We start from the raw sequence: 25,356 nt of genomic DNA, 5'->3' as shown, positions 1-25,356 counted from the left end.
ATCATTTATTAGTTACATTTTGTTATAGTTTTTTCTATAAGTGAAATATATATATCCTATCTCAATTATAGGTATAAACTATAATTGATCTCCCGTTAATAGGATGAGTTATTAAGACATTAAAAAGACTAGAAAATATTCGATGAAAAAATCAAATGTTTTCTAGTCTTTAGTGAAGTAGAGGATAATATTAGTATTCCCAAGTTGCCAATGCTCTCTTGGCTGTTTCCTGTGTGAAAACTCCTTCAGAAGTAATTATTTTCATAGGTAGCTCTTTACCTGCCATATAATCTTTCACTGCCTTCATAAGCTGTGGTCCAAGCAATGGATTACACTCCACCACAAAATTCAATTTTCCGATGCCAAGCGCCTTTAATGCTGCTTTTGTAGCATCAATCGATATAATTTTAATATCTTTGCCTGGTTTCAACCCATATTGCTCTATCGCTTCAACTGCTCCGAGAGCCATATCATCATTATGAGAGTACACGACATCAATATTACTACCATGGTTAGTTAGTGCTTCAAGCATAAGCTGCTTTCCAGTTTCCATTGTAAAGTCACCCTGCAATGATTGTATGATGCTATAATTATGCTCATTTTGAATTATTTCTTCAAACCCTTGTTTACGTCCTACAGCAGGGTCCGATCCTTTCGTTCCCTGAAGCTCCACGATATTCACCGGCTCCTTGACATCTTTCATCTCATGAATAAGCCAACGAGCTGATCTCCGACCCTCTTCCACGAAATCAGAACCAATATAAGCTGTCCACAAAGAATCGTCACTTACTTTAACTTCTCTATCGGATAAAATAACTGGAATTCCTGCAAGCTTCGCTTCCTGCAACACCTCATCCCAGCCCGTCTTCACAACCGGAGAAAATACAATAAAGTCTACCTTGCTGGATATAAAGTTTCTAATAATTTCAATTTGTTTATCCTGCTGTAAAGATGCATTTTCATAGAGCAGTTCAATGCCCTCTTCTTTAGCTGCATTAATAACAGAATTTGTATGTGCTAGACGCCAACCGCCTTCCAAACCAACCTGTGCAAATCCAATTTTAATAGGATCAGATTCTGTAACTTGCCTAATCGGTTGTCCTTGAGAGGAAATCTGCTTATCTTCGAAAACACTTATGTTTTCCGCTGTAATCTGATGACTTCGCAAAATAACTTTTTTCGGAATGCCTTTCTCTTTATTCAAAATATCTATCGCATACCTTATCGCTTCACCACCGCCGGTAGGACTTGTAAATGTTCCGATAAGAGTTCCATCTTTTACTAGATTCAGCCCTCCGTTATCACCCTTAACACCGTCTACTCCAATAATTTTCACGCCTGAAATTCCTTTGTTTTTCAAAGCTAACGAGGCCCCTAGTGCCATTGCATCATTATGGGCAAATATAAGATCGATTTCGTTAGCATCCTCTAAACTTTTTGTAAGCTCATCTTCTGACTTATCACGCTGCCAATCTGCATAAATAGATTGGGTAATCATAATATCTTGACGATTGGAGAGCGCTTCACGAAAGCCTTCGCTACGCTCTTCAACTGTTGGCGATCCTTGGAGTCCTAGAATCTCCACAATTCGGTTATTTTCTTTACCTAACAGTTGCTTAGCGTATTCCGCTGCCTTACTCCCAATAAGTCGATTATCTGTGCCGATGTATAACGTATAGTCATATCCTGTTACACCACGCCCAAGTACAATTACCGGAATTTTGCTATAAATTTCAGCTATCGTAGGGGTTAAAAGAATCGGATCATCCAAAGAGACAATAAGAATATCAATACCGTAGCCCATCAATTTATGTAAATCCTCTTCTTGCTGTTTGCTATCATTTCCTCCATCAGTAAAAATAACTCGTAAATCTGGATAGGTATCTGCATATAAGTTAATCTCTTCATTCATGACAACACGCCATGGTTCATTCAAATTAGGCTGCGACACACCAATGAGATATTTCACTTCTTTGTCAGTTAGTGAGGACTCCTGATTACTACAAGAGAATAACGATATAAGCACCATGAATACAACAATAAAGAGCATGAACTTAAATTGTATTCCCTTCATGTTCGACCACCTTTGCGGTATGATATCGGAGAAACTCCCGTTATCTTTTTGAAAGCATTACTGAAATAATGTTGACTATTATAGCCCACCTTCTCTGCAATCTCATAAACTTTAAAGCTTGGATCATTCATTAGTAACACAGCTTTATTGATTCGAACCTCTGTCAAATAATCGATGAACGACGAACCAACTTCTTTCTTTAATAGCTTGCTTAAGTAGGTTGGGCTTACTCTTACCTGATCCGCAACTTCTTGTAGTGTAAGATTGGGAGTCGAATAGGCTTGCTCTACAATTTTTTTTGCAAGCAAAACAACAGGTGATAGACTTGCCTTTATATTGATCCCTTTTACTAGCTCGTTATAAATTTTGTCTGCATCGTAAAAACTTTCGCCCATCGTTCTGTCCATATAAATAACCATTCTCGCTAAAATTTCTTCAAACTTTTTTTGAATGGACGTACATTGCTCAATCCATTCACTTTCATTCTCGATGGGTGAAAAAACGACAATATGTCCTTTATCATCAAGGAATACAATATGTGGAGCTTTTTTTTCAAGTATATCTTCGACTATATTTTTAGCTGCAAACTCTAGTAAATCCTTACTCCATTCTTTTTTAACTATGCCAACATTTGTGCTCTGAATTACTTTGAAAACAGCCTTACGAGTTGATGCACTAATCGAGAGTTGCAAATATTCTATATTTCTACTTACCTCACTTTGCTCTAGTAGCCCGGCTACCCACCTCCGAAGAAAGCTATCCCTAATTAGTACAGAATTATTTTGAAGTTGCTTGTTAGCATAGATACGGAATCCCTCTTCTATTTTATTGTCCTTGAGCTCTATAATCGCTCGTTCGATCAATTCTAGAAGTTGTGATTTAACTACAGGTTTTAATACGTAATCAAATACTTGCAACTTTACAGCCTTCTGCGCATAACTAAACTCATCATGCCCAGTAATTACGATAACCAAGCACTTATACTCGAGCTGCAACTGCTCTACAAAATCTAGTCCATCCATAAATGGCATATTGATATCAACAAAGATAATATCCGGTCTTGTAGACTTAGCAATCTCTAGCGCTTCTATACCATCCTCAGCTTCTCCTACGACCTCAATACCAAGCTCTTCCCATGGAAGTACCTGCTTCAGCCCTCTTCTAATTCTTGGTTCATCATCAGCGATAACTAATTTCCACATTATGTTCTCCCCTTCAATGACTGGAATCTAGATTCTGATTAGCTATTCATAAACGGTAAATAAACATCTACTCTGGTCCCTTTTTCATAATCACTTTGTATTTGAATACCGTAAGAGACGCCATATGTTAGTCGAATACGTTCATTGACATTGAACAAACCAAAGCCGTTATGACGTTCAGAGTTTCCTATATTGTTTAACCCTTGTCTAAGCAGTTCCAATTGCTCCTGCTTCATTCCTATTCCATTGTCAATTACAGAAAGTACAGTATGATTTTCATTGAGCTTCGTTTCAATTCGAATGTGACCTTTCCCTTTCTTCATCTTAATACCATGATAAATAGCGTTTTCAACTATAGGCTGAAGAATCAGCTTCAGTACTTGATTGTATTTCACAATTTCGGGAACTTCCATTATTTCATAACTAAGTTTGTTCTCATATCGCATCATTTGAATAATTAAATAGCTGTTGACATGCTTGATCTCATCTTCCAAATAGATAGTCTCATTTCCTCTACTAAGACCGATTCTAAATAGGTTCGTGAGTGCATTAATAATTTCGACAATATCATCAGCTCCGCGATCTTGAGCCATCCACTGAATGGTATCTAAAGTGTTATATAGAAAATGCGGCTTGATTTGTTCTTGTAATACCTTCAATTCGGCTTCTCGCTTCTCTTTTTGTTCTGAGTAAACCATTTGAATTAATTGTTCAATTTCCTGAACCATTTTGTTAAAACTATCTCCTAACTGACCTATTTCATCATTAGAACCACTTTTGAACCTGAGATGCAACTCGCCTTCCTCAACTCTCTGCATAATGAAGCGCAACTTACGAACAGGATTAATAATTGAGTTCGTAAAAAACCACGATACGATAACGGCAAGTATAATAGTAAGAATGACAACTAATATTGTATATAATTGCCACTCAATCACGAATGCCCTCGATTCATCAAGAGGGAATACACTAACTATTTTCCAATTTGTATGTTCAAATTGATCCTGAGTAATTTGAAAGGATCGATTATTTATTTTCTCAACCACACTATTGTAACCGCTTTCTAACCATTCGTTATTTATCCTATAAACGATTAAATTGACTGGAGAATATACGATACCGCCTTGTTCATCAGTAATGTAGACGAATCCGCTTTTCCCTAAAGAAACAGACTCGATCGCGGTTTGGATAACACTTAACTTCATATCTAGCAAAATAACACCTAACACTTCATTTGTGTCCAGTGACTTGATGGCCTTCACGAACGACAGTACCTGATCAGCACTATAATTATCTTTAGATGTAATATTTCTCCCAATTGGCTTACTTATAAGCAATAGCTCATCGGGTCTGCTTACTGCTTCCCTATACCATGTTTCAGAGGTTAATGGATCACGAATTGTTCGATCCAGTTTGTTACTCATATATTGATCTGCTTTATTCACTATCAAAATACCTGAAATCTCAGGATGTATACTTTCGTACATCTCAATCACTTTTCCCGCATTTTCCCAAAGATCATTGCTATTAGCTACATTGGTGCTTCCATCTGATGCTGAAGCTTCAAGAAAAAAGGACATAATTTTATCATCATTTGCTACATAAGCCAAAATATTTTCCATTTGATTAAAATATTGCGTAATATTTTTTTTGACCTGACCCATCATTTGGATGGTGTGTTCATTCGTTGATTCTACGATTGACCGTTTATAAACCGTTGTCCCTACTGCACTCAAAGTAGCAGTAGATAATAATATAATGATTACAAAATAAATGAGAAGTTTAAATCTGATACTTCTATTACGATGCTGCTCGAGAACTTTGGATCTTATGATGTTTGCAAACACACACTCACCTATTTCTTATTATGGAAAACAACAAATTGCAAAGAGGCAAATGCCTCTTTGCAATAAACTGAAACCCAGATTAGTACGTACGATTTGGCAATGCATCGATTGCCTTTTGACCGAAGTATACATCTTCATCTGACTTAATCCATTTGTCTAACGTTTTACCGTCTTTGTAGTCAAGAATAGCTTGCTTTAATTGTGGTCCTAATAGCGGATTACATTCAACTGTTACGTTCAATTTACCGTCACGGATTGCTTCAAATGCTGGCTTAATTCCGTCTACTGATACGATGAAAATATCAACGCCTGGTTTCAAACCATACTCTTCAATCGCTTGAATAGCACCTAGCGCCATATCATCGTTGTGAGCATATACAGCTTGAATATTTTTACCATCTGATTTCAAAAATGCTTCCATAACTTCTTTACCTTTTGCACGTGTAAAGTCACCAGATTGTGACTTGATGATTTTATAGTTAGGGTTAGCGTCTACGATTTCTTTGAATCCTTGTTGACGATCGTTAGCTGCACTCGCACCAACTGTTCCTTGAAGCTCAACGATGTTAACTTGCTTGTCTTCTCCTAGAAGCTCCATCATTGTTTTTGCTGCATTTTGACCTTCAAGAATAAAGTCAGAACCTATGAAAGAAGTGTAAAGAGACTCGTCGCTTACTTTTACAGTACGATCAAGTAGGAATACTGGAATGTTAGCTGCTTTTGCTTCTTCCAATACTGTTTCCCAACCAGATTCAACCACTGGTGCAAGTGCGATTGCATCTACTTTTTGTGATATGAATGTACGAATAGCTTTAATTTGATTTTCTTGTTTTTGTTGTGCATCGGAGAATTTCAGTTCGAATTGAGCGTCGCTACCGAAAGTATCTTTGATAGATTGTGTTTCAGCATCACGCCAGCCGCTCTCCGCACCGATTTGCGAGAATCCAACTACGATCTTCTTGTCTGATTCTGTGTTATCCGTTTCAGGAGCTGCATTCTCAGTTTTTGGAGTACTTGGAGTATTGTTAGACTTTCCTCCATTGCCATTCACTGTATTACTAGTACATGCCGATAGTAATAAGACCGTTGCTAATACCGTTGTCATTACTAAAGGTTTCATTTTACGCTTAAACATTTTTATTTCCTCCCTTTATATTATGTTATTTCCTGACATTATCAATATAATTTTTTTTGAATGAATTGTATTTACAAAATACAGTTATAATTTGCTATATTCAGCACTATTTACTAATTTATAATTTCTATAGATGTAATAGTTTAAACTGCTGCTGGTACATTCTTCTCATTGCTTGGCTTTTCATTAACATGAATCGTGACGCGACGTCTTTGTCTACGAATAACGATAACCCTCTGCAAAAGAATAAATAGAAATAGTAGAAATCCTACCGCTATTTTCGTCCACCATGAACTAAGCGTACCTTGATACATTACGATCGTTTGAATAATACCAGAGCATATTACACCTAGTAATGGTCCGATCAAGTAGCCAAAGCCACCTGTCAGTAAAATGCCGCCGATTACACAAGCAGCAATTGCATCCATTTCCATTCCCATTAGATGAAGATTGTAGCCAGAGAGCATATAGAACGTAAATACAATACCACCAAGCGCCGAGCAAAATCCGCTAATCGTATACACTAGTATTGTTATACGAGGAACGGGAAGCCCCATAAGTACAGCGGAACGCTCATTGCCTCCAACTGCAAATACCGCTCTACCAAATTCCGTATACTTTGCTACATAGATAGCGAGGACAACGACCACCAAAGCAATAATAACGCTAACAGAAATAAAGTTTGAGCCTACCAAATTAATTTTGAATTTCGAAATTGCTGTATAAGTTGCATTCTCTATTACGATGCTTTGTGTTGTAATAAAGTAGCTTGCGCCTCTCGCTAGAAACATGCCTGCAAGCGTAACGATCCATGGATGTAGGTTAAATCGCTGAATAAGAAATCCTTGACCTGCTCCAAACAAAATACCAATAATTAAACAGATCGCCATTACGAGGTAAGCGTTCATGCCTCCTTGAAGCAGTGATGCCGAGACGACACTTATAAAAGCTACTACTGAGGCTACCGATAAATCGATTCCTCCAGTTATAATCACGAAAGCAAGTCCCGTTGCCACGATAATTAAGTAAGCATTATCTATAAATAAATTAAAAAATACTTGCCAAGAGAAAAATCCAGTATATAAGACAGAACCAGCACCATATAACAAAATGATAAGTAACAATGTCGACAAGACAATGATGTTGTTTTGGTTTATTCGGAGATTCAGTTTCATCCGATCACCACCTTTTTATTCTTCTGTTGGAACATCTTTCTGAATCTATCGGATTGCATCAAGCTAACTACAATTACCACAATAGCTTTTACGACCATAATTCTTTCAGGCGGTACCCCCATAGAATAGATAGTTGTCGTTAACGATTGAATGAATAGTGCTCCTATAACGGTACCTGCTAAGAAGAAACGACCGCCACGCATTGAAGTTCCACCAATTACAACTGCTAGAATAGCATCCAATTCAATCCATAATCCGGCATTATTAGCATCCGCGCTACTATTGTTTGAGCTCACTAACAGTCCAGCAATTGCCGCACATAGTCCACACACAATATAGACAAATAGATAGATTTTGCGTGGTTCAACTCCTGCATATTCACTAGAAATCCGATTCGTACCTGTTGCTTCCAAAAATAAGCCTAATGCTGTACGTTTTTTCAAATAGAGCACACATAGAAAAACGAAAGCGGCGATAAAGATCGAGAAAGGCAAACCAAGAAAGTGTCCTTTTCCAATAAATCCAAATGCTGCATTATCTGTAGTCAGCACTCTACCTTCTGTAATCAATTGTGCAATCCCTCTACCAACTGTCATCAATATTAATGTCCCTACCATTGGCTGTATCCCAAGGTAAGCTATTAATACACCATTCCATAGTCCGCATAGTACTCCGACAACCATTGCAGCGACAATCGCTACCCAAAGTGGCACAACCCCAATTAACGAAATTGCAACCGCTCCTGCTATTGCCAAAACGGAGCCAACGGAGATATCAATACCTTCCTTCGCAATAACGAGTGTCATACCGATTGCAATAATCATAATTGGTGCCGCACGGTTCAATATATCGATCAAACTGCCAAAGAGATGACCGTTTTTTATTTCTAGGTTAAAAAAACCAGGGACAAAAAATAGATTAAATAGCAGAATAGTAGCTAATGCTGTAATCGGCCAAATTATTTTTGTATGCATAACTTTAGCTGCCAGTTTGCGAATATTGCTCATTCGTCCCGCCTCCTTCTGCAATCATCTTCATAATACTCGTTTCATTCATATGCTCGCCGCTAATTTCTCCCACTTGCATACGATCACGCAATACAACGATTCGATCCGCACATTCAATCATTTCCTGTAGTTCAGAGGAAATAATTAGAATTGAAAGGCCTGATTTGGCTAAGTCCAAAATTAGTCTACGAATTTCTCCTCTTGAACCAATATCGATACCTCTTGTCGGTTCATCCAATATTAGTAGATTGGGCTCTGTTGCAAGCCAGCGTGCCAAAATAACTTTTTGTTGGTTTCCGCCGCTCAAATTATCAATTCGCTGCTCCATACTAGGTGTTTTAATACGTAGTAAATCGATAAATTTCTGTGCAATTTCCTGCTGCTTTTTCAGCGGAATATAATTAAAAATACCTTTTTTAGCTTGAAGCGCAAGCACAATATTTTCACGAATTGTCAGCTCGCCAACAATACCTGCAATTTTACGATCCTCTGGACAAAAACCTATTCCTTTACGAATCGCCTTCTTCGGATTCATGGATTGCATTGTTTCAGATCCAATAGTTAATACTCCGCTATCTGATTGATCAATACCAAATATAAGATTTGCGAACTCAGAACGTCCAGAACCTAATAGTCCAGCCAACCCGACGACCTCCCCCTTTTTAACGGACAGGCTGACAGGTTTGATTGATCCCTCTCTCGATAAGCTTTTCGTTGACATTACGACCTCAGAGGTATGCGTAGCTTCTTTTTTGCGATGCTCGTCCTCTTCCTTCCATTCACGACCAATCATATGAGAAACAAGACTATTTTTCGACAACGTACTTGTCTCATATTCGCCAACTAATGTTCCATTACGCAATATCGTAATACGATCCGTAATATCATAAACTTGATCAAGAAAGTGAGTAACAAACACAATCCCCATTCCTTCATCACGAAGCTTTCGCATAACGGTAAATAGCTGCTGCACTTCTTGATTGTCAAGACTTGAGGTCGGCTCATCCAATATCAAAACCCCACTAGACATATCAACAGCTCTAGCAATAGCGACCATTTGTTGAATCGCAACCGAGAAATCTGATAGAGGTTGCTTAACGTCCAAGTTAAGATTTAATCGCTTTAGCAACCGTTCGCTATCTGCATTCATTGTCTTCCAATCAATCGATCCTCTACGCTTTGGTAAACGACCGATATACAAATTTTCAGCTACAGATAGATTTGAACATAAGTTAATCTCCTGATAAACGGTACTGATTCCTAGAGACTGCGCATCCTGTGGGGATTTAGCCTCTATTTCCTTCCCGTTCAACTGCACTTTGCCTGTATCCATCGAGTAGACACCTGTTAATACTTTTATTAAAGTTGATTTCCCCGCACCGTTCTCTCCCATCAATGCATGGACCTCGCCTTTTCTGAGGGTGAAGCTTACGTTACTAAGCGCCTTCACACCAGGAAATGTTTTACTTACATCATCTAGCTTCAATAATACGTCTCCACTCATTTTCACCACTCCTCCCTATATGAACACTCTATTTTTTTGTCATCTTTTATTTTAGGGAGTTCGACTATCAAAGTATTTACAAACAAAAGCTATTTTGTATACTATTCGGTTATTTTCTTGACCTAACATGCAAAAAGCTATAACTTATTGGACTGAAAATAGTTTTTACTTTATTCAACAGATATTTACATAAAATAGCCGAAAAGAATAAATACTCTGAATTCGTTATGGAGTAAGGTTTGTATGAATAACTTCCAAGGAGGATTAGAAATGTTCATTGTTAGCTGGTACAGACACCGCCCCATACGTAGTAAGTTAATTATCGCGTTTATATTGATTCTCTTCATGATGGGTACGGTAAGCGGTGTTCAAATGATCGTATTTCACAAATCTATCGATAAGTATAATGACATGCTCATATCAATAGAAAAGACTAACGCACTAACAGGCTCACTCAAAGCAGATTTTGATCCTGAGATTGAAAAAATAGTCAGTGGACGACAAACGTTCTATGAAAGTAGACACCACGATATTATCAGCCATCTTGAGAAACAATTGCGTACTTTGAAGCATTCTGAAAGCACATCCATAATTAAAGAGAAATTTGATTCTGTTCATAAAACGATTGACTCTCTTAAAACGCAATTAGATAAACTAGAGAATCAGATTCAGAAAAAAGCAACCGTCGATGAGCAAAATGCAACCTTTGAATCTATTGTTCAAATAACGAGTCTAGTTGAATTAGATTTACAGCAGCTAATTCGCACAAAGTTAAATAGCAATGCAATTGAGAAAGATATCATTACCGCTCAATTTGATCGAAATGTTTTTATTTATGCAGCTGTCTTTATCACAGTAACTGGATTTTCCCTTTGTATCGCATGGTTTATTTCTAACTCATTTGCAATTCCGCTAAGAAGGTTAAGTACAAACGTCGTTCAATTAGCACAAGGGAACTTATCCGTAAATCCTATTTATACTAGAAATCATGACGAGATTGGAAAACTATGTGATGCATTTAATATGATGATTGATACACTAAGTACGATTATTGGGAGGGTACGGGAAACGAACGATCAAGTCGTTACATCCTCTAACCAAATGGGCGCAGGACTTTATGAAAACCAAAAAGCTGGTGAAGATATTGCAGTAGCAGCGCAAAAAGTTTCTCACTCCTTATATGAACACGATGAATATATTCAATTATCGGTAAATGAATTTGAAGAGCTAGTTCATTTATTCCAAACGATAACATCCAATTCATTCCAATTAAATGTACAAGCACTCGATACTCTCCATATTGCTGATGAAGGAAACAAACAGATTGAAAGCTTTATGGCACAGTTCAGCCTACTTAAAGCAACCGTAAGTCACGTCGATCATGATGCAAAGCTATTGGATCAGCTATCTCATGAGATGGCTCAGATGCTACAGCATATACGTAAATTATCTGGAGAAACAAACATACTGTCGTTAAATGCAACAATTGAAGCACAAACTGCTGGTCAGCATGGTAAAGGATTTGCTGTAATAGCAAGCCGAGTTAAGCAGTTAGCAGGTCAGACAGCAACGATTTCTTCACAAATTGATAATAAAATGGATAGCGTCCGGCATACTGTTCAAACTATAAGCCAACGTATGCAAGACAGTATCGAGCAACTGCAACTAGGAGAAAGCATCGCGTTCCAAACTCAACAAGGTTATCAAGCTATTCATGCTGCAAATGTGACAGCACAAGTCCAAATACATTCCATTACTGAGGAAATAAGTAAAGGTGGCGATCACTTGAATCGAATCCACAAGCTCATAAAAGAAGTAGAAATTAGGACCGAATCCATAAAGCAGGAAATAGATGAAATCTCCGCCATGGAGCAAGAACAGGTAGCTGCACTTCAGCAAGTAACAGCTTCTTCTCATCTATTAACTAAGCATATTAGCGAACTTAACGATACCGTCTCGTTGTTCCACAAGTAGAATCATAGTTAGTGCATAGAGGCACTCCCCAAGCGTATTGTTCTTGAGGAGCGCCTCTATTTTGTGTAGATAAACACTTCATTGTGTGTAGGATTTACAAAAATAAGAGGTACCCGTGTGGGTACCTCTTATCATCTTCTTGTCTCATCCGTTATTTCGCTAACAACTTTAGTAGCACAGTAACAGCCTCAGCTCTAGTTGCCTTGCCGTTAGGCATAAACTTATTAGCTCCTTGGCCTTCAATAAGTCCAAGTTCTTTCAATTTTGCAGCTGCACCTTTAGCCCATGCCGGAATATCTTGGTCATCTGCGAAGCCAGTTTCAACAACTGCATTCTCTGATAGATCAAGAACATTTGCTACGATTGCTGCCATCTCAGCACGAGTAATCTCTGCATTTGGACGGAAGCTACCATCAGCATATCCATTAATAAACCCTGCTTGCACAGCTTGCGCTACTGCTTTCTCTGCCCATTTGCCAACGGTTGCTGTATCTGTGAAGGTTAGCTCTACTCCCGCTTCTGGAAGCTTTAGGGCATTGATTAGCATTACAACAAACTCTGCGCGAGTTACTGCAGCATTTGGATTGAATGTACCATTCGGATAACCCTTAACAATTCCGCTCTCAATCGCTTTTTTAATATTTGTTTCAGCCCAATGTCCGGCAATATCAGATAAGTTAATTTCCGGTTCAGGAGATACTTCAGGAGCTTGATCTACTGCAAATACAGCATATTTACCAAATTGATCAGTTTCAATCGTAATATAATTACCATTGATTTTACCGTCGAGTTCTACCCATTCCTTCTTCACTTCATCAAAGTAGAATACTGCTGCTCTATGTTTGTTATCTAAAGTTGTTGGATCAAAAGCAAAAGTCATCGTTACAGGTTTAAGTAAGCTGTCTGAGACGTTTTTCGAAATATTAAAGATCGGACTAGCTAACTGTGTTGGATCAGCATCTGACACTTGCAATTTCACTATCGTTACTTGCAACTCTTTCCTTGCTGCATTAGCTGGAATAGAAATTTTAACTTCTTCTCCTAGACTAACTTTACCCGCTTCACCTGCTGGAATCGTTAATGTACCATTAGTAGATTCATATACTTCATTAACAGTACTGCCTCCAGAATTAGAGCCAGAGCCTCCATTAGCTTTACGTGTCACATTAATGGTATATGTCTTCGATTTCCCTGCATCTGTCACAATGATTGTAATTGTTTTTACTACTCCTGCTTTCAGCTCAATAGGATCTGAAGCTGTACCACTTACTACTTCTGCTCCTTCTACCGTTATCGTTCCAGTACCAGTAGGTGTAACTGTAATGCTAGCTACTGAATTAGCAACTGTTACTCCGTTATAAATATAAGTATCACCAGCAAAAGTAAAGTTTGTAGCATTTCCGCTTACTACTAAATCTACTAGATTTTCAACTTCAGTAACTGGCTCTAATGAGTTAGGCACATCTGCCTTATACATTGCTATATAATCTAAGTTCACGTTACCAATACTGTCATTATCAATGCGATAACTAATTACATTTTTACCTTCTTCTAAAGTCAAACGTTCAGAAGCAGTAAACCATTCATCCCAGTTAATTTCTGTTTTATCTGGTGCAATGGTTTTAACATGAATACCATTTACAAACACATTAACTTTTGCTCTACCAGGCAATTGTACTTTAGAACCCTCTGTATATTCTCCACCGATTCTCACGCCATAAGAATATCTCACACCTACGATATAATCACCAGCTTCATCTGCATTTACAACAAAACTTGCCTCAGTACCAGATTTGTTTGGCAAGTTAATATAGCCAGTTCCTTGATAACCTTTAGCAGTTGCGCCTGTAGTAATTCCGCCATAGTGAATCGCATCTTCTGCTTGATACATATCACCTAACCCCAAATCACCAGAAGGATAGTTCTGCCATTGACCTGGAGAAACTGGCTTGCCAAAATTAGGCGTTCCATCTTCATTCCAATCGAATTTTTTTATGTTTACTTGACGCCATGAGTTACGTTCAGTTCCTTTGTATACGCGAGAATGATAAATCATCCAATCTTCCGTGCCATCTGCAGATTTTACAAAGCCTGCTCTAGCCGGACCAGATACATCACTGGTAGATAAGAATACATCATCCGTTCGAGTCCACGAATCCTCGTTCAAGAAGTCACCATCTGTATTCGTCATATAAGATAAGCGATAGCCATCAGATTGATAGTCCCCTTCGGACATTGTAACGAACACTTTTCCATCCTTTTGTAGTACGCGAGGACCTTCTCCGCCACCTACTTTATTCAAAAATGAGCGATCGTTTGTAATCGTATACGGGTTATCCATTTTCACAATTGCTGGTCCAATTGGCTCTCCCGCTCCTAATGTACCCCAAATCGCATACAATTCATCACCATATTCGAATACTGTAAAGTCATTTGCTTGCTTGTAATTATTAGGATTATCAGCGCCGCCTTCACCAGCATATAAAACGCCTTTGTATGCATATTCCCCTTGTGGGTCATCAGTAACCGCTTCCAATACGACTGGCATATGCTTATATCCATACTCATCTACGTCAGCACAATAATAAATATACCATTTACCTTGTAAGAAGAAGATCTCTGGTGCGAAAATACGCGTTTGTGTTCCTTCAGAATCGAATACCATTACTTTCTCGCCTTGGTCTGTCAAAGTACGAGATTTGGAAACATAAACTTTATTATTAGAATCTAGGTTACTCGAAGAAACATAGTAATAAAATCCTTCATGATACGCTACAAACGGGTCCTGCCCTTGATATAATGGGTTATTAAATTTCTCAGATACTGTAGAGCTTTGAACTCCCATTTCTTTCATAAATTCAGCACGAGCAATCGATAACGGCTCAACTGCTTCATTTAACTCATCTACTTTCTCTTGCTCACTAACCTCTTTGTCATCAATAGTAGCAAGTAATTCTTCAGCTACTCGTTCGATTTCTTTAAAATTGTTTAGAACATCTTCTGTAACTTTATCAGCAAAATTTTCCGTTAAATAATTTACTTTTTGAATTTCTGCAGCCACATCATATTTTTTATTTTTAATAATACGCTTTAACGAGGGATAAAGTGCTGATTCAGGTACCACTTCTCTAGTCTGACTTTCACTTTCCCATTCCATCTTAAGCCACGAACCACCCCAACCTTGTAAATATTCAACGACGATATCGTATTCCTTATCCGCTTCCAACGAGATCGTTTTACTAACTTGTGGTTTTTCATACTCTAGTTTCCAAAAATCAAGAATTACTTCTCCGTTAACAGTAAGTTTAAATCCATCGTCACCTACCATATAGAACGTATAGTCCTCTGTATAACTTGGTACTATTTTGCCTGTAAAGCGTGCCGTATTAAAATCACCAGTTCCAGATAATTGTTGAAAAGTACCTAGAAAGCTATCTCCATTCAAGTTTCCAACAATTTTTGAACCTTTAAATTTACTCTCTTCGAAATCAAATATACTCATATCATTCCGGTCACCGCTCGGTTTCATTTTGAAGAATTCCCCCATCAAGCCATGACCATCAATTGTTTGATCTGCTGCATAGGCATTGTTTGGGATGTTGATTATACTAGCGAAAATCATAATTGCCGTTAGCATTGCCAATACTTTTTTCATCGTTGTTCCTCCTAATTTCGCATTCATTGCTACACTACTATAAGTAATAAAGCTAGTAATTTGATTACTCCAATTTGCTTATAGTGGTCCCCCCTCATCTACATTTGTGTTTCAAGCTTAACATTTTAAGAAAATTATTTATTTGCAATATACGGACTTTTTGTACGATTTTCTATCCTTTTTCGAATAGAAAAACAGGATATCCTCCCTCAAAAAATAAGGTAAGATATCCTGTTTATTGATTTTGGATTTTTCAGTTGTCCCCAAGAGGGGCAGGTTTTTCAGATTAATGCTTAATTTAATTAAGGGATAAGCATGAACAGACTGTAAATAATTTTAGCTGCTTCTGCTCTAGTAGCATGTTCCTTCGGAGCAAAGCGACCTGCTTCTTTGCCATTTACAATAGCTGCTCCTTGCATGGCATAGACGCTCTCTAAAGCGTAATGAGCGATATCGTATTGATCAACAAATGGTGTAATTTCCTCATTAGCACTTAGGTCTACTTTAGCAAGCTTTGATGCACGATAAGCCATAACAGCCATCTCTTCCCGAGTAATTTCATCATATACTCCAAAGCTGCCATCAAGTTTGCCATTAATAATACCAAGCTTTTGCGCTATAGCTACAGCATCATAATACCAAGTTCCCTCCTGTACATCACTGAACGAGCTTACTGCATCAATATCAGTGAATTCGAAGGCATTCATCAGCATCGTAATAAATTGGGCTCTAGTCACCTTGCTTTGCGGAGCAAACAACTCATTACCTACCCCATTTACAATTCCACGAGCTGCTAGTGCTTCAATACTAGTCTTCGCCCACGTTACATTTGAAATATCAGTAAATATTACCTTGTTGTTCATAGCCACATATCGTCCATTTTGTTTCACTTCAAACTCAACCTTACCAGTGTCTGCATTGTACTTCGCATGCTTCATCAATTCCAAATTGCCATTGTCGTTAATATAGTAAACAACAACTTGATTTGGATTTTCATTCGCTAAAAGCTCGTAATCTAAAGTAATTTTAATCGGATCTCCACTAAAGTCGCTAACTTTTACCCCATCAACACTTAGACTCACATCGTAAACATTTTTGGTGCCGACAATTTTGCTGACCTCTCTAGGCAGGCTATCCTTATTTACTTTGAAAACGGAGAGTAAAATTTCTGAAGTTTTGTTTAATTTACTGTTCAACTCAGCTAGATTAATTGTAAATGTGCCTGTGCCTATAACCAGATTCACATGATCAACACCGTGTTGTTTTGCAGTTGCAAGCTGATCTGCAGTTAAAATTAGAACAACTTTGTTCCCGATAACTGCACTAGAAACATTAATAATAACTGACTTATCTACTGCTTTCTGAAGTACCTTTTCAAAATCTGAGGCTGTGACTTTAACTGTTAACAACCCATTAGCATCAGGCTTCAGATCAAGTAATGTTAATACATTGCCCTCTATCATCACCTTATCAGTAGGTGCGGGTACTGTAGGAGCAGGCGTTGTTGGTTTGGGTTCTACTACTTCTGTCTGTCCAGAAACGGTGATGACAATGGTGCTCGAGACAGCAGGATTACTTACCGCTGTTGCTTTCACTGTCACCGCTCCATCTGCTAAAGCGGTCAATAATCCACTCTCTGAGATGGAAGCAAATTTTGCTCCGTTCGCAATAGTCCATACTACTTGCTTATTCGTAGCATAGCTTGGAATCACCGTTGCACTAAGCTGCAACGTACCGCCTTTTGTTGTAATCGCTGTCGCACCGCTTTGTCCACTTAATATAATAGAATCTACGTCAACGTTAGTATGATTAGATGGCATACGCTGCGGTGTGATCGTAGGACCCCACACTTCCATTACATCTGGACCATTCTCCTGTGGCACGAACTTCACGCGATCGATCGCTAGCTTTCTCGGCTCAGTCTGACCATCACCGTAATGAGTATGATAGACCATAAACAATTCTGTACCATCCGGAGATTGAATTAATGAATGATGACCTGCACCTGGCACGAGTTCATTGGATTTCATAATCGGATTAAACTCATACTTCGTCCAAGGTCCCGTTGGTGTTGGCGCAGTAGCATAGCCTACTCCGTAATCCGGACTTTGGAAGTGGTTCCCAGAATATGTCATATAGTAGATTCCATTATGTTTTACGACAAATGGACCTTCATTAATACTAGCAACTGGAGATTTCTGACTCTTTTCCCACTCTTGTGTTGGAGCGAATACGAATTGAATTGTATCTTCTTTCATCGTCTTCATATCATCGTTCAACTCAGCAACTAAAATATGATTATTGTTATTAAAACGAACAAAATAGATATAAGTTTTCCCATCGTCATCCGTGAAAATATGTGCATCGATCTCTGGCGTATTAAGATGCATCGGTTCTTTAACTTCTTGAACGAACGGACCGAGCGGCGAATCACTGGTCGCTACCGCTAGACGCTCTTGAACTGCATAATACATGTAGAAAATTCCATCTCTCTCAATAACCTCTGGCGCCCAGAAACGGTCATTCCCCCACGAATTGGCTTTTTCTAGAGCATAGCCATGCTCCGTCCAGTTTACAAGATCAGTTGAAGTATAGACCTTGATTCCGTTAGGCATATTCGGATAATCAGCAGTGTGTGTCCCATATAAGTAATACGTACCTTCATAGTACATGACATGTGGGTCAGCAATATTAGGAAGCTGCTCTATATTCGTATACGTTGGTTCCGTTATTGTTTCTACATAAGAACTGATCTTCACATTATCAAATTGAGCCTCAGCCTTGAATGTTCTAAAGCCTATCGATCCCGTTGCAGGATGTGAAGTCTCTGCCAAATCAAATTTCGGATATGGATTAACGTTAAGCGGATTGTCGTTAATGTACACCTGAATATGATTTTCACTTACGACAACTTTTACTGTATACCATTGGTTAGAATAAATAGGTAGATTTCTAGTAGCAATTTCTTTCCACTTACCATCTGTAAATACTCCTAAAACAGCCGCTCTGTTCGCTGCATTAATACCAACATAATAACCATCTAACGTATCTGATCCGACATCTAGATTAGAAGCTCGGAAGAATAGACCCGCTTCAGTTCCACTTACGATTTTCACATCAGTTTCCATTACAAAGTCAGTGAATTGTTGTGTATTTAATGCCGCTTTGTATCCGTCACCATTCGTAACCGTGAAGGCACCGTCATTAACAGACCAGACACCGCCATAAGTATTCCAATCACTTTGCTTCAGATTTGTAAAGTCTTCGCTATACAATACTTCACCGGGAGTTACTTCTCCTGCAACCGTAACGATAGATTGGGAACTGAAATCACCGTTAATGGAAGTGGCTGTAATGATCACTCTACCTGGAGCAATAGCTTTCACTAGTCCCAAGTTACTTACTGTTGCAATACTTTCATTTGAGGAAGTCCAGTTAACATCAGCCTTGCTTTCTCCCTTATTCGTAAGCTGTACATTTTCACCTTTTTGCAAATTAGCTGTTTTAGGAGCTACATCTACTCCTCCCTCGATCATTCTAATCGCAAAGTAATCAAATTTTGCATCTATAGGATCGTTCGGAGCAACGATATTATTTGCATAAAAACCTACTTTAATATTTTTTAAATCTGCTGTAATATCGTTTGCAGCTTTAATCCATTCATAGCCGTCCCAATAATAGGTCGTATAAACTTTGCCTATCTTCTTCAGCTTCAGTGTAAGTGTATCTCCACCCGGATGCTTAACAAAATTATCTGGCTTACGATATTGTTGATTAATTTCATACGCTGTTTCCAGTACCTGTCCGTCAGCCCAAACATGGCTTAGTTTAACGAAGTTGTCAGCATTCTCCCATACAATCAAACCCGCCTGCTGATGATTTTTGGAAACGGGCGCAGTTAACTTCGTTACGATTTCAAAATCACCATCTACAGGAACGTTTTGCATGAACACATTGTTCTGTGAGTTATTATTTTGAAATAGATCGGTAGCTGTTGTCGTAATCGTCATATAGTCACTATTTTTCGTTAAGCTCCAATGTGAAGCTTTTTCTTGGTATATCGACCAAGCACTATTCAATACAGCCGAGTCGAATTGATCCACGGTGAAGGATGAAAGATCAGGTTCTAACGGTGCATTTAAAACATTCACCATGCTTTCAGCTATTAGTTTTCCATTATCTACACTAACTACACTAATCTTCGCCGTTCCAGGTTGCATTCCTGTTACTTCAAACGTTGCGCTTCCTGTTGCGCTGTCTGTACTAACAAGCTTTACGCTCACTATATTTGAATTTGATGATGTAGCTGATACATTGTTGTTAACAACCATAATTGGCTTAATCGTTGATGTAAGTTTCACTGATGCTCCAGATTGCACATTCAAAGTAGATTTATCTACGCTCAACGATTCTATTGGAAGAACATTTTGTGAACTTCCTGTAATACGATCAAGTACAATATAGTCAATCTGTGCGAAATTCGTTTTCTTCGTCAATCCAATCGTGTTAGAACCAGCTTTCAATGTAACATCAATTGAAGAAGGATTAATATGACTCAAGCCAAAGTTTTTGTAAGAGATCGCTTGAGCTGGTTGACCATTCACAATGACATTATGCTCGGCAATCGAACTATTAGCAGAGCCGTTTTCAGCCATTACAATTAAGCTATAATCTCCAGCATTTGCTACATCAACTGTAAATTTCACAAAATCATTGTCTGTAACATCAAGTTTCCCTACGACTTTGCCGCCTGAACTATTTTCTGAATTAACGATGACTGTATTTCCGTGAAGATTAGCATCTTCTGCCTCATACTTATAACGTTCCACAACCGGTGTACCTGAAGGCTGTTCTACATCTTCACCATAGGTAACAGGCGTTCCGAAGTTAGGTGTGCCATCAGCGTTCCAAGTGAACTTCTGCGCTCGTACGCTACGGTTCCCCCAGCTAGCTCCTGATTTTAAAGTGGCATGGTAGACAATCCAATCTTCTTTCCCATCTGGTGAAGTCGTAAAACTGTTATGACCTGGGCCGAAGCTTGTTGCTACTTTACTAAATAACGGACCGCTCTTTGACCAAGAAGAAGCTTTCAGGAAATTTCCATCGGTGTTGGTCAGCATACCAAGCGTATAATCATCAGACCAGCTTCCACTTGCTGAATACACAATGAATACTTTTCCGTCTTTCTTCAATATTTCTGGACCCTCATTAATATAAGGTGTACCATTTAATTCCCACGGTTTTTCAGGAGTAGAAATCAATACTCTCGGACCATTTATTGTCCATGGGTTACTCATAGGTGCAATATAAATATTTTGTCGCTCATTGATATTTCCTTCCCAGCCTGACCATACAAAATAAAGGGAATTGTCATCTGCTTGCAGCACCGCACCATCAATTGCCCACTTATCAGTAGCATCCGTTACTTTTCCTTTGAATGAGTACGTGCCTTGTGGATCTTGTGAAGTGCCCTCCAATGCATACATACGATGGTTGCTATTGTTACCATCATCAGCAGCGAAATAAATATACCATTTTCCATTAATATACTGTAATTCAGGGGCCCAAATTCCTTTTGAATACTTCGTTCCTGCCGGTGGTGTATATACTGTCACACGTGGTGAAGAACCGATGTCTTCCAATCTTTTGGCCTTAGCCACGACAAGAGCAGCATCATTTTCTGATTTCACATAGTAATAATATCCATCCTTGAACACAATCGATGGATCTGCTGAACCTGCTCCGCTTGAAACGGGTACAATTGGGTTGGTGAACGTCGTAGTTTTCACAACGGTTACTGTTGTAGTAGCCACCTTCCCGCCATCAATTGAAATAGCGCTAATCGTTGCCGTTCCTTCAGCTATCCCTTTTACAAGACCATCTGCACTTACATGTACAATTCCTGGTTTGCTAGAGCTCCATGTTACTTGTTGGTTCGAAGCATTGACAGGCTCTATAGCAGCAAGCAACTGCTCTGTTTGACCAATCTTCACCGTTACATCAATAGGTGCTATTGAAACTGAATCAACGGGGATTTCTGTATAGACCGGTAGAATTACCTGCTTAACCATATTTGGCCCTGCCCATTTCAAATGCATGCTGGAATCGCCTGTACCGTGTACATATTCGATCTTCACAGCTAGCTTATCTCCACCAGTTAGCGTAATGACTCCGCTTGCTTCTTGCCTAACATTGGATTGTTTATTAATAACTTGTGTTCCATCGATCCATACTCTCGCGATATTATCGCTATCAGCATAAATTGTATATTCTCCTGATTCTATAGGCTGGATCGTCCCTGACCAACGAATAGAGAAATTATCCTCGCCAATACCGACCGTAGGGTCTACTGAACCGGTTCCTTTCTCATTACCAAGGTCAAAGTCAATACGAGGTGTGATAGATTTCTTTACAAGTTGAGCGAAGTTATCGTCTTTGAAATAATGAACATTAAAAATTGGTAGTTCATTATATTTATCGCCCACTAATGCTTTAATATCATTCACATCCCAAGGATGACCATCAGGATATACAACACCATGAAACGGCACTTTCGGCTCCTCAGTCAACGGGTTAACGTCGCTTCCCCAAGGAAAGCGAGTATTATCTCGACCGATACCTAGCTCCCACATAACAAAGCCCATACCTTTTTTACCGAAATTATCTACTACACCAGGCACCGATTGTGTCAATCGATTCATAACCTCATCCGCAAGCACTTCACTATTTGGACCATATTTTGCAGGGTTAGTAGGATAATCTGATTCATAGGGATGATAAGTAATAAAATCAGAGAAAGGTCCGCCAGAGAACTGTCCACCAGTAGAAGTAATCGGCAACGTTGAACCGGTTTCCTTAATCCAAATACGTGCATCGTTCATAATTTGCTTCGTAACAGTATCCATCAAACCACCTTCACCATTGCTAGGCTCATTGAATACGTTCCAAATAACAATTCGATCATCATCCTTGAATTCGTTAACTATACCTTGAACATATTGTTTCAGCTTTTCCTTGTTCGCAGCGTAATCTGCTTTTACAGCGTCACCTGGTCCTTCCACCCAGCGACTATTATGCGCTCCATATCTCGGTGCAAGCTGATCTCCCCATGTGGGAAAGTCATTCCAACAATCATCGAAAAATACAAGTTCTACTTTTATATCATATTTGTCCGCTAATGAAAGGAAGTCTTCCAAATTTGCTAATAAATTATCTTTATCGTGTTCCCATAACAAATCATGCATGAAAACACGTACCAAATTGATACCATACGTTTTAGCATACGAGAGTTCTCTATCGTTAATCTCGTGATCGTAACTACGCCATTGCTCGATTTGGTTGACAGCGTTTGTAGGTACGAATACCGCCCCTTGAACCCAAGACCAATCGTAGGTAGGCTGTACGACTGAGCCAATATCAGTAACTGAGAGATTATCATATGCCGCATCGACAAGATAATTTCTAAGTCCAATAGCACCCTCTGTAAATGAGCGATCTACTACACTTACAACTATCTCATCATCAACGTAAACTTCGATATTTCTTCCTTCAGACACTACTTTTAGCTTATATACTTTATTGGAGCTAATTGGATATTGTATTGATGCTAGCTCCGTCCAGTTATTATCGAACTTTCCAACTTGTACTCGACCATTGACACTAATGCCTGCATAATACCCCTTAAGGTTATCAGCACCAATTGTCGGATTACTCACTCTGAATAGCAAACCTGCATTTTCATCACGAGTGCCGGTACCTATTGAAAGATCCGCTTCATACTCGAAATTACTGTAACTTGTTCCATCAGCAATCGCTTTGAACCCAGCACCTTTGATTACTTTATACATTCCATCAGATACATTCCATGTACCACCAAAAGTAGTCCATCCTGCTGCATTTTCATCATCAAAATTTTCCGTAAATGTTTCTAATTGACGTGTCAAGCTTGTAAAATGAAAATTGTCATATGTAACTTTCTCATCATCATTCCAAGCTCTAAGACCTACCGTACCTGTAATATAGTCAGCGTCTGTAAATTGGAATGCTAACTCCTCGTTTACAAAAATGTAGTAGGTTGTATCGATCCCTACAACTTTTAAGTGGTTATTTTCATTAGGAAAAACTCCAGCAAATGTCTTTGTAATTCTAGTCCAGCTGCCATCTCCGTCATTCTCAGCTGAATTCATTTTTCCTACTTCGAGAGTTCCATCCGCAGCAATCCCCGCATAATAACCATTCATATTATCAGAACCATGACCTGGATCAGTAACTCTAAAGACGAAACCACTATTTTGCCAGCTTGAATATGGGTTAATATCTGCCTCTACTACAAAATGCTCGGCATTAACGTTCAGAAGAGCTTTATCGCCTCTACCGTTTTGAATTTCATATTCACCATCTACTGCTGTCCATACACCGGATTGGACTCCTGAATATGTAATCCACTCATCCGTTTGTCCATCTTCGAAATCATTTATCCATTCCGTTTCAGTTCTAGCAATCACATAGAGAGCCTCTACCATTTCAGATACCATTTCTCCGGATTTCTCTGCATAGGCTTTTATATTCATTACAGATGTCACTGAAATCGGAGCAGTATATATAGGAGAGCTGCTATTAGGTTGACTACCATCTGTTGTGTAACGAATAGTCGCATCTTGTGTAGTCGACGTCAATGAAACCGTTTGCAAAGAGTCGTAAAGTCCTGCAGCTATACTAAACTCAGGCGCAACTGTTGCTTGCTCTGAATATTCTCTAACGGTTATATTGTCTATCGTTGATGTTCCCCACCAAGTACGTAGACCGATTTGACCACCTTCAGTTATTTGTTTGCCATCATCGTCAACTAAGTCAATAACTGGAGTACTCATATCATTTAAATATATTTGAATATGATTGCCCACCGCTACAACCTTGAAATGACCTTGATTCCAATTAACAGGAACAGCCGCAAGTTCCTTCCATTCATCGCCATTTCCTGTTACTCTTCCGAGTGCAACTTTTTTGTCTACAGTTAATGATGCGTAATACCCCGTATAGCCATCTGTAACATTATCTGTAAAGTTATTGGCTCTAAAGAGTACGCCAGTTGCATCTGAATTAAGTCCTCCAACTTTCAAATCAACCTCATAAACTAAATCTTGAAAAAAAGTGTTAGATGCTATTGATTTTGCACCTGGAGCTCCATTAATACTATACTGTTTTGACGAATTAACAGACCAAATACCTCGATTACCTGCATCTGCTGATCCATACATGCTCCAACCGTCGGCATTCCCTTCATTAAAATCTTCATGAAATACGTTTAAGGGCATAATGTCATCTGCTGCTGCAATCTTTGAGGGTGGCATGAAAGAGAAAAATAGACTGACGCATAATACATATGCCAAAGCTTTTCGAAGTGATTTTCCCCTGCCTACTACTGAATTTTTCAACATATTCTTCCTCCTCTAATCTAGAAATATGAATACCTATTCATTGCTTGAATATAACAATCGCCTGTTCAAACCTTCTTCCTGTGATGATATAGTGTTGGAACTGGCACATTCATTATAGAAGATCGTTGTCAATCTCGTATTTACAATAAACTGATATTTTTTGCGTTTTTACGTCTTAATACTGATCACCATTTGTAATCGACTATACTTAACGGTTAGTTTCTTACAGTTCTACACTTGTTGTACCACTATGAAATCAAATCTTTCAGCATAAAAAACTCCCCTTGTACGCAGACAGGTTTTATTAATGCACCTGTCAACCTCAAGGGGAGCCTCTTTATTGAAC

The 25,356-nt window shown here is 38.7% G+C and carries 10 protein-coding genes; 1 reads left to right on the top strand and 9 read right to left on the bottom strand.

From position 1 onward, the window contains the following. Positions 1 to 190: 190 nt before the first annotated feature. From NV377_RS10740 to NV377_RS10710, 7 genes are all read right to left on the bottom strand, one after another. Positions 191 to 2,074, bottom strand: a complete 1,884-nt coding sequence (locus tag NV377_RS10740) for a substrate-binding domain-containing protein (RefSeq protein WP_258201221.1) — start codon at positions 2,072 to 2,074, stop codon at positions 191 to 193. Next, a complete protein-coding gene (locus NV377_RS10735; RefSeq protein WP_258201220.1) occupies positions 2,071 to 3,276 on the bottom strand; it encodes a response regulator transcription factor in 1,206 nt (401 codons plus the stop codon). Before NV377_RS10735 ends, NV377_RS10740 begins: the two co-directional genes overlap by 4 nt. A 38-nt stretch (positions 3,277 to 3,314) precedes the next feature. Beyond that, complete coding sequence (locus NV377_RS10730) at positions 3,315 to 5,123, bottom strand: cache domain-containing sensor histidine kinase (RefSeq protein ID WP_258201219.1); 1,809 nt, start codon at positions 5,121 to 5,123, stop codon at positions 3,315 to 3,317. Positions 5,124 to 5,202: 79 nt separating this feature from the next. Further along, the gene (locus NV377_RS10725) at positions 5,203 to 6,258 is read right to left on the bottom strand and encodes an ABC transporter substrate-binding protein (protein WP_258201218.1); all 1,056 of its coding nucleotides are present in this window, start codon (positions 6,256 to 6,258) and stop codon (positions 5,203 to 5,205) included. 143 nt (positions 6,259 to 6,401) lie between these two features. Then, positions 6,402 to 7,433 (bottom strand): galactofuranose ABC transporter, permease protein YjfF, encoded by a 1,032-nt coding sequence (gene yjfF, locus NV377_RS10720; protein ID WP_258201217.1) that lies wholly within the window; start codon positions 7,431 to 7,433, stop codon positions 6,402 to 6,404. Next, a complete protein-coding gene (locus NV377_RS10715; protein ID WP_258201216.1) occupies positions 7,430 to 8,440 on the bottom strand; it encodes an ABC transporter permease in 1,011 nt (336 codons plus the stop codon). Before NV377_RS10715 ends, yjfF begins: the two co-directional genes overlap by 4 nt. Continuing rightward, positions 8,412 to 9,944: a sugar ABC transporter ATP-binding protein gene (locus NV377_RS10710; RefSeq protein WP_258201215.1), complete on the bottom strand. Its 1,533-nt coding sequence runs from the start codon at positions 9,942 to 9,944 to the stop codon at positions 8,412 to 8,414. The genes NV377_RS10715 and NV377_RS10710 overlap by 29 nt, the downstream gene beginning before the upstream one ends. Positions 9,945 to 10,214: 270 nt before the next feature. On the opposite strand from NV377_RS10710, the gene NV377_RS10705 reads away from it, so the two are divergent. Continuing rightward, positions 10,215 to 11,918, top strand: coding sequence for a methyl-accepting chemotaxis protein (locus NV377_RS10705; RefSeq protein WP_258201214.1), 1,704 nt, complete (start codon positions 10,215 to 10,217; stop codon positions 11,916 to 11,918). Between the two features lie 151 nt (positions 11,919 to 12,069). Here NV377_RS10705 and NV377_RS10700 read toward each other — a convergent pair whose 3' ends face one another. Both NV377_RS10700 and NV377_RS10695 read right to left on the bottom strand, forming a co-directional pair. Continuing rightward, the gene (locus tag NV377_RS10700; protein WP_258201213.1) at positions 12,070 to 15,573 is read right to left on the bottom strand and encodes an S-layer homology domain-containing protein; all 3,504 of its coding nucleotides are present in this window, start codon (positions 15,571 to 15,573) and stop codon (positions 12,070 to 12,072) included. A 302-nt stretch (positions 15,574 to 15,875) separates the two neighbouring features. Then, complete coding sequence (locus NV377_RS10695; protein WP_258201212.1) at positions 15,876 to 25,010, bottom strand: family 43 glycosylhydrolase; 9,135 nt, start codon at positions 25,008 to 25,010, stop codon at positions 15,876 to 15,878. Positions 25,011 to 25,356 lie beyond the last annotated feature (346 nt).

It is taken from the genome of Paenibacillus endoradicis (assembly GCF_024721975.1).
Note: the sequence above shows the minus strand (reverse complement) of the source record. Positions and strands in the feature narration are given on the sequence as shown.

Bases quoted from the DNA above. Each gene is read 5' to 3' on its own strand.
- NV377_RS10695 (WP_258201212.1), bottom strand. From the start codon at position 25,010: ATGTTGAAAAATTCAGTAGTAGGCAGGGGAAAATCACTTCGAAAAGCT.
- NV377_RS10735 (WP_258201220.1), bottom strand. From the start codon at position 3,276: ATGTGGAAATTAGTTATCGCTGATGATGAACCAAGAATTAGAAGAGGG.
- yjfF (WP_258201217.1), bottom strand. From the start codon at position 7,433: ATGAAACTGAATCTCCGAATAAACCAAAACAACATCATTGTCTTGTCG.
- NV377_RS10710 (WP_258201215.1), bottom strand. From the start codon at position 9,944: ATGAGTGGAGACGTATTATTGAAGCTAGATGATGTAAGTAAAACATTT.
- NV377_RS10705 (WP_258201214.1), top strand. From the start codon at position 10,215: ATGTTCATTGTTAGCTGGTACAGACACCGCCCCATACGTAGTAAGTTA.
- NV377_RS10715 (WP_258201216.1), bottom strand. From the start codon at position 8,440: ATGAGCAATATTCGCAAACTGGCAGCTAAAGTTATGCATACAAAAATA.
- NV377_RS10700 (WP_258201213.1), bottom strand. From the start codon at position 15,573: ATGAAAAAAGTATTGGCAATGCTAACGGCAATTATGATTTTCGCTAGT.
- NV377_RS10725 (WP_258201218.1), bottom strand. From the start codon at position 6,258: ATGTTTAAGCGTAAAATGAAACCTTTAGTAATGACAACGGTATTAGCA.
- NV377_RS10740 (WP_258201221.1), bottom strand. From the start codon at position 2,074: ATGAAGGGAATACAATTTAAGTTCATGCTCTTTATTGTTGTATTCATG.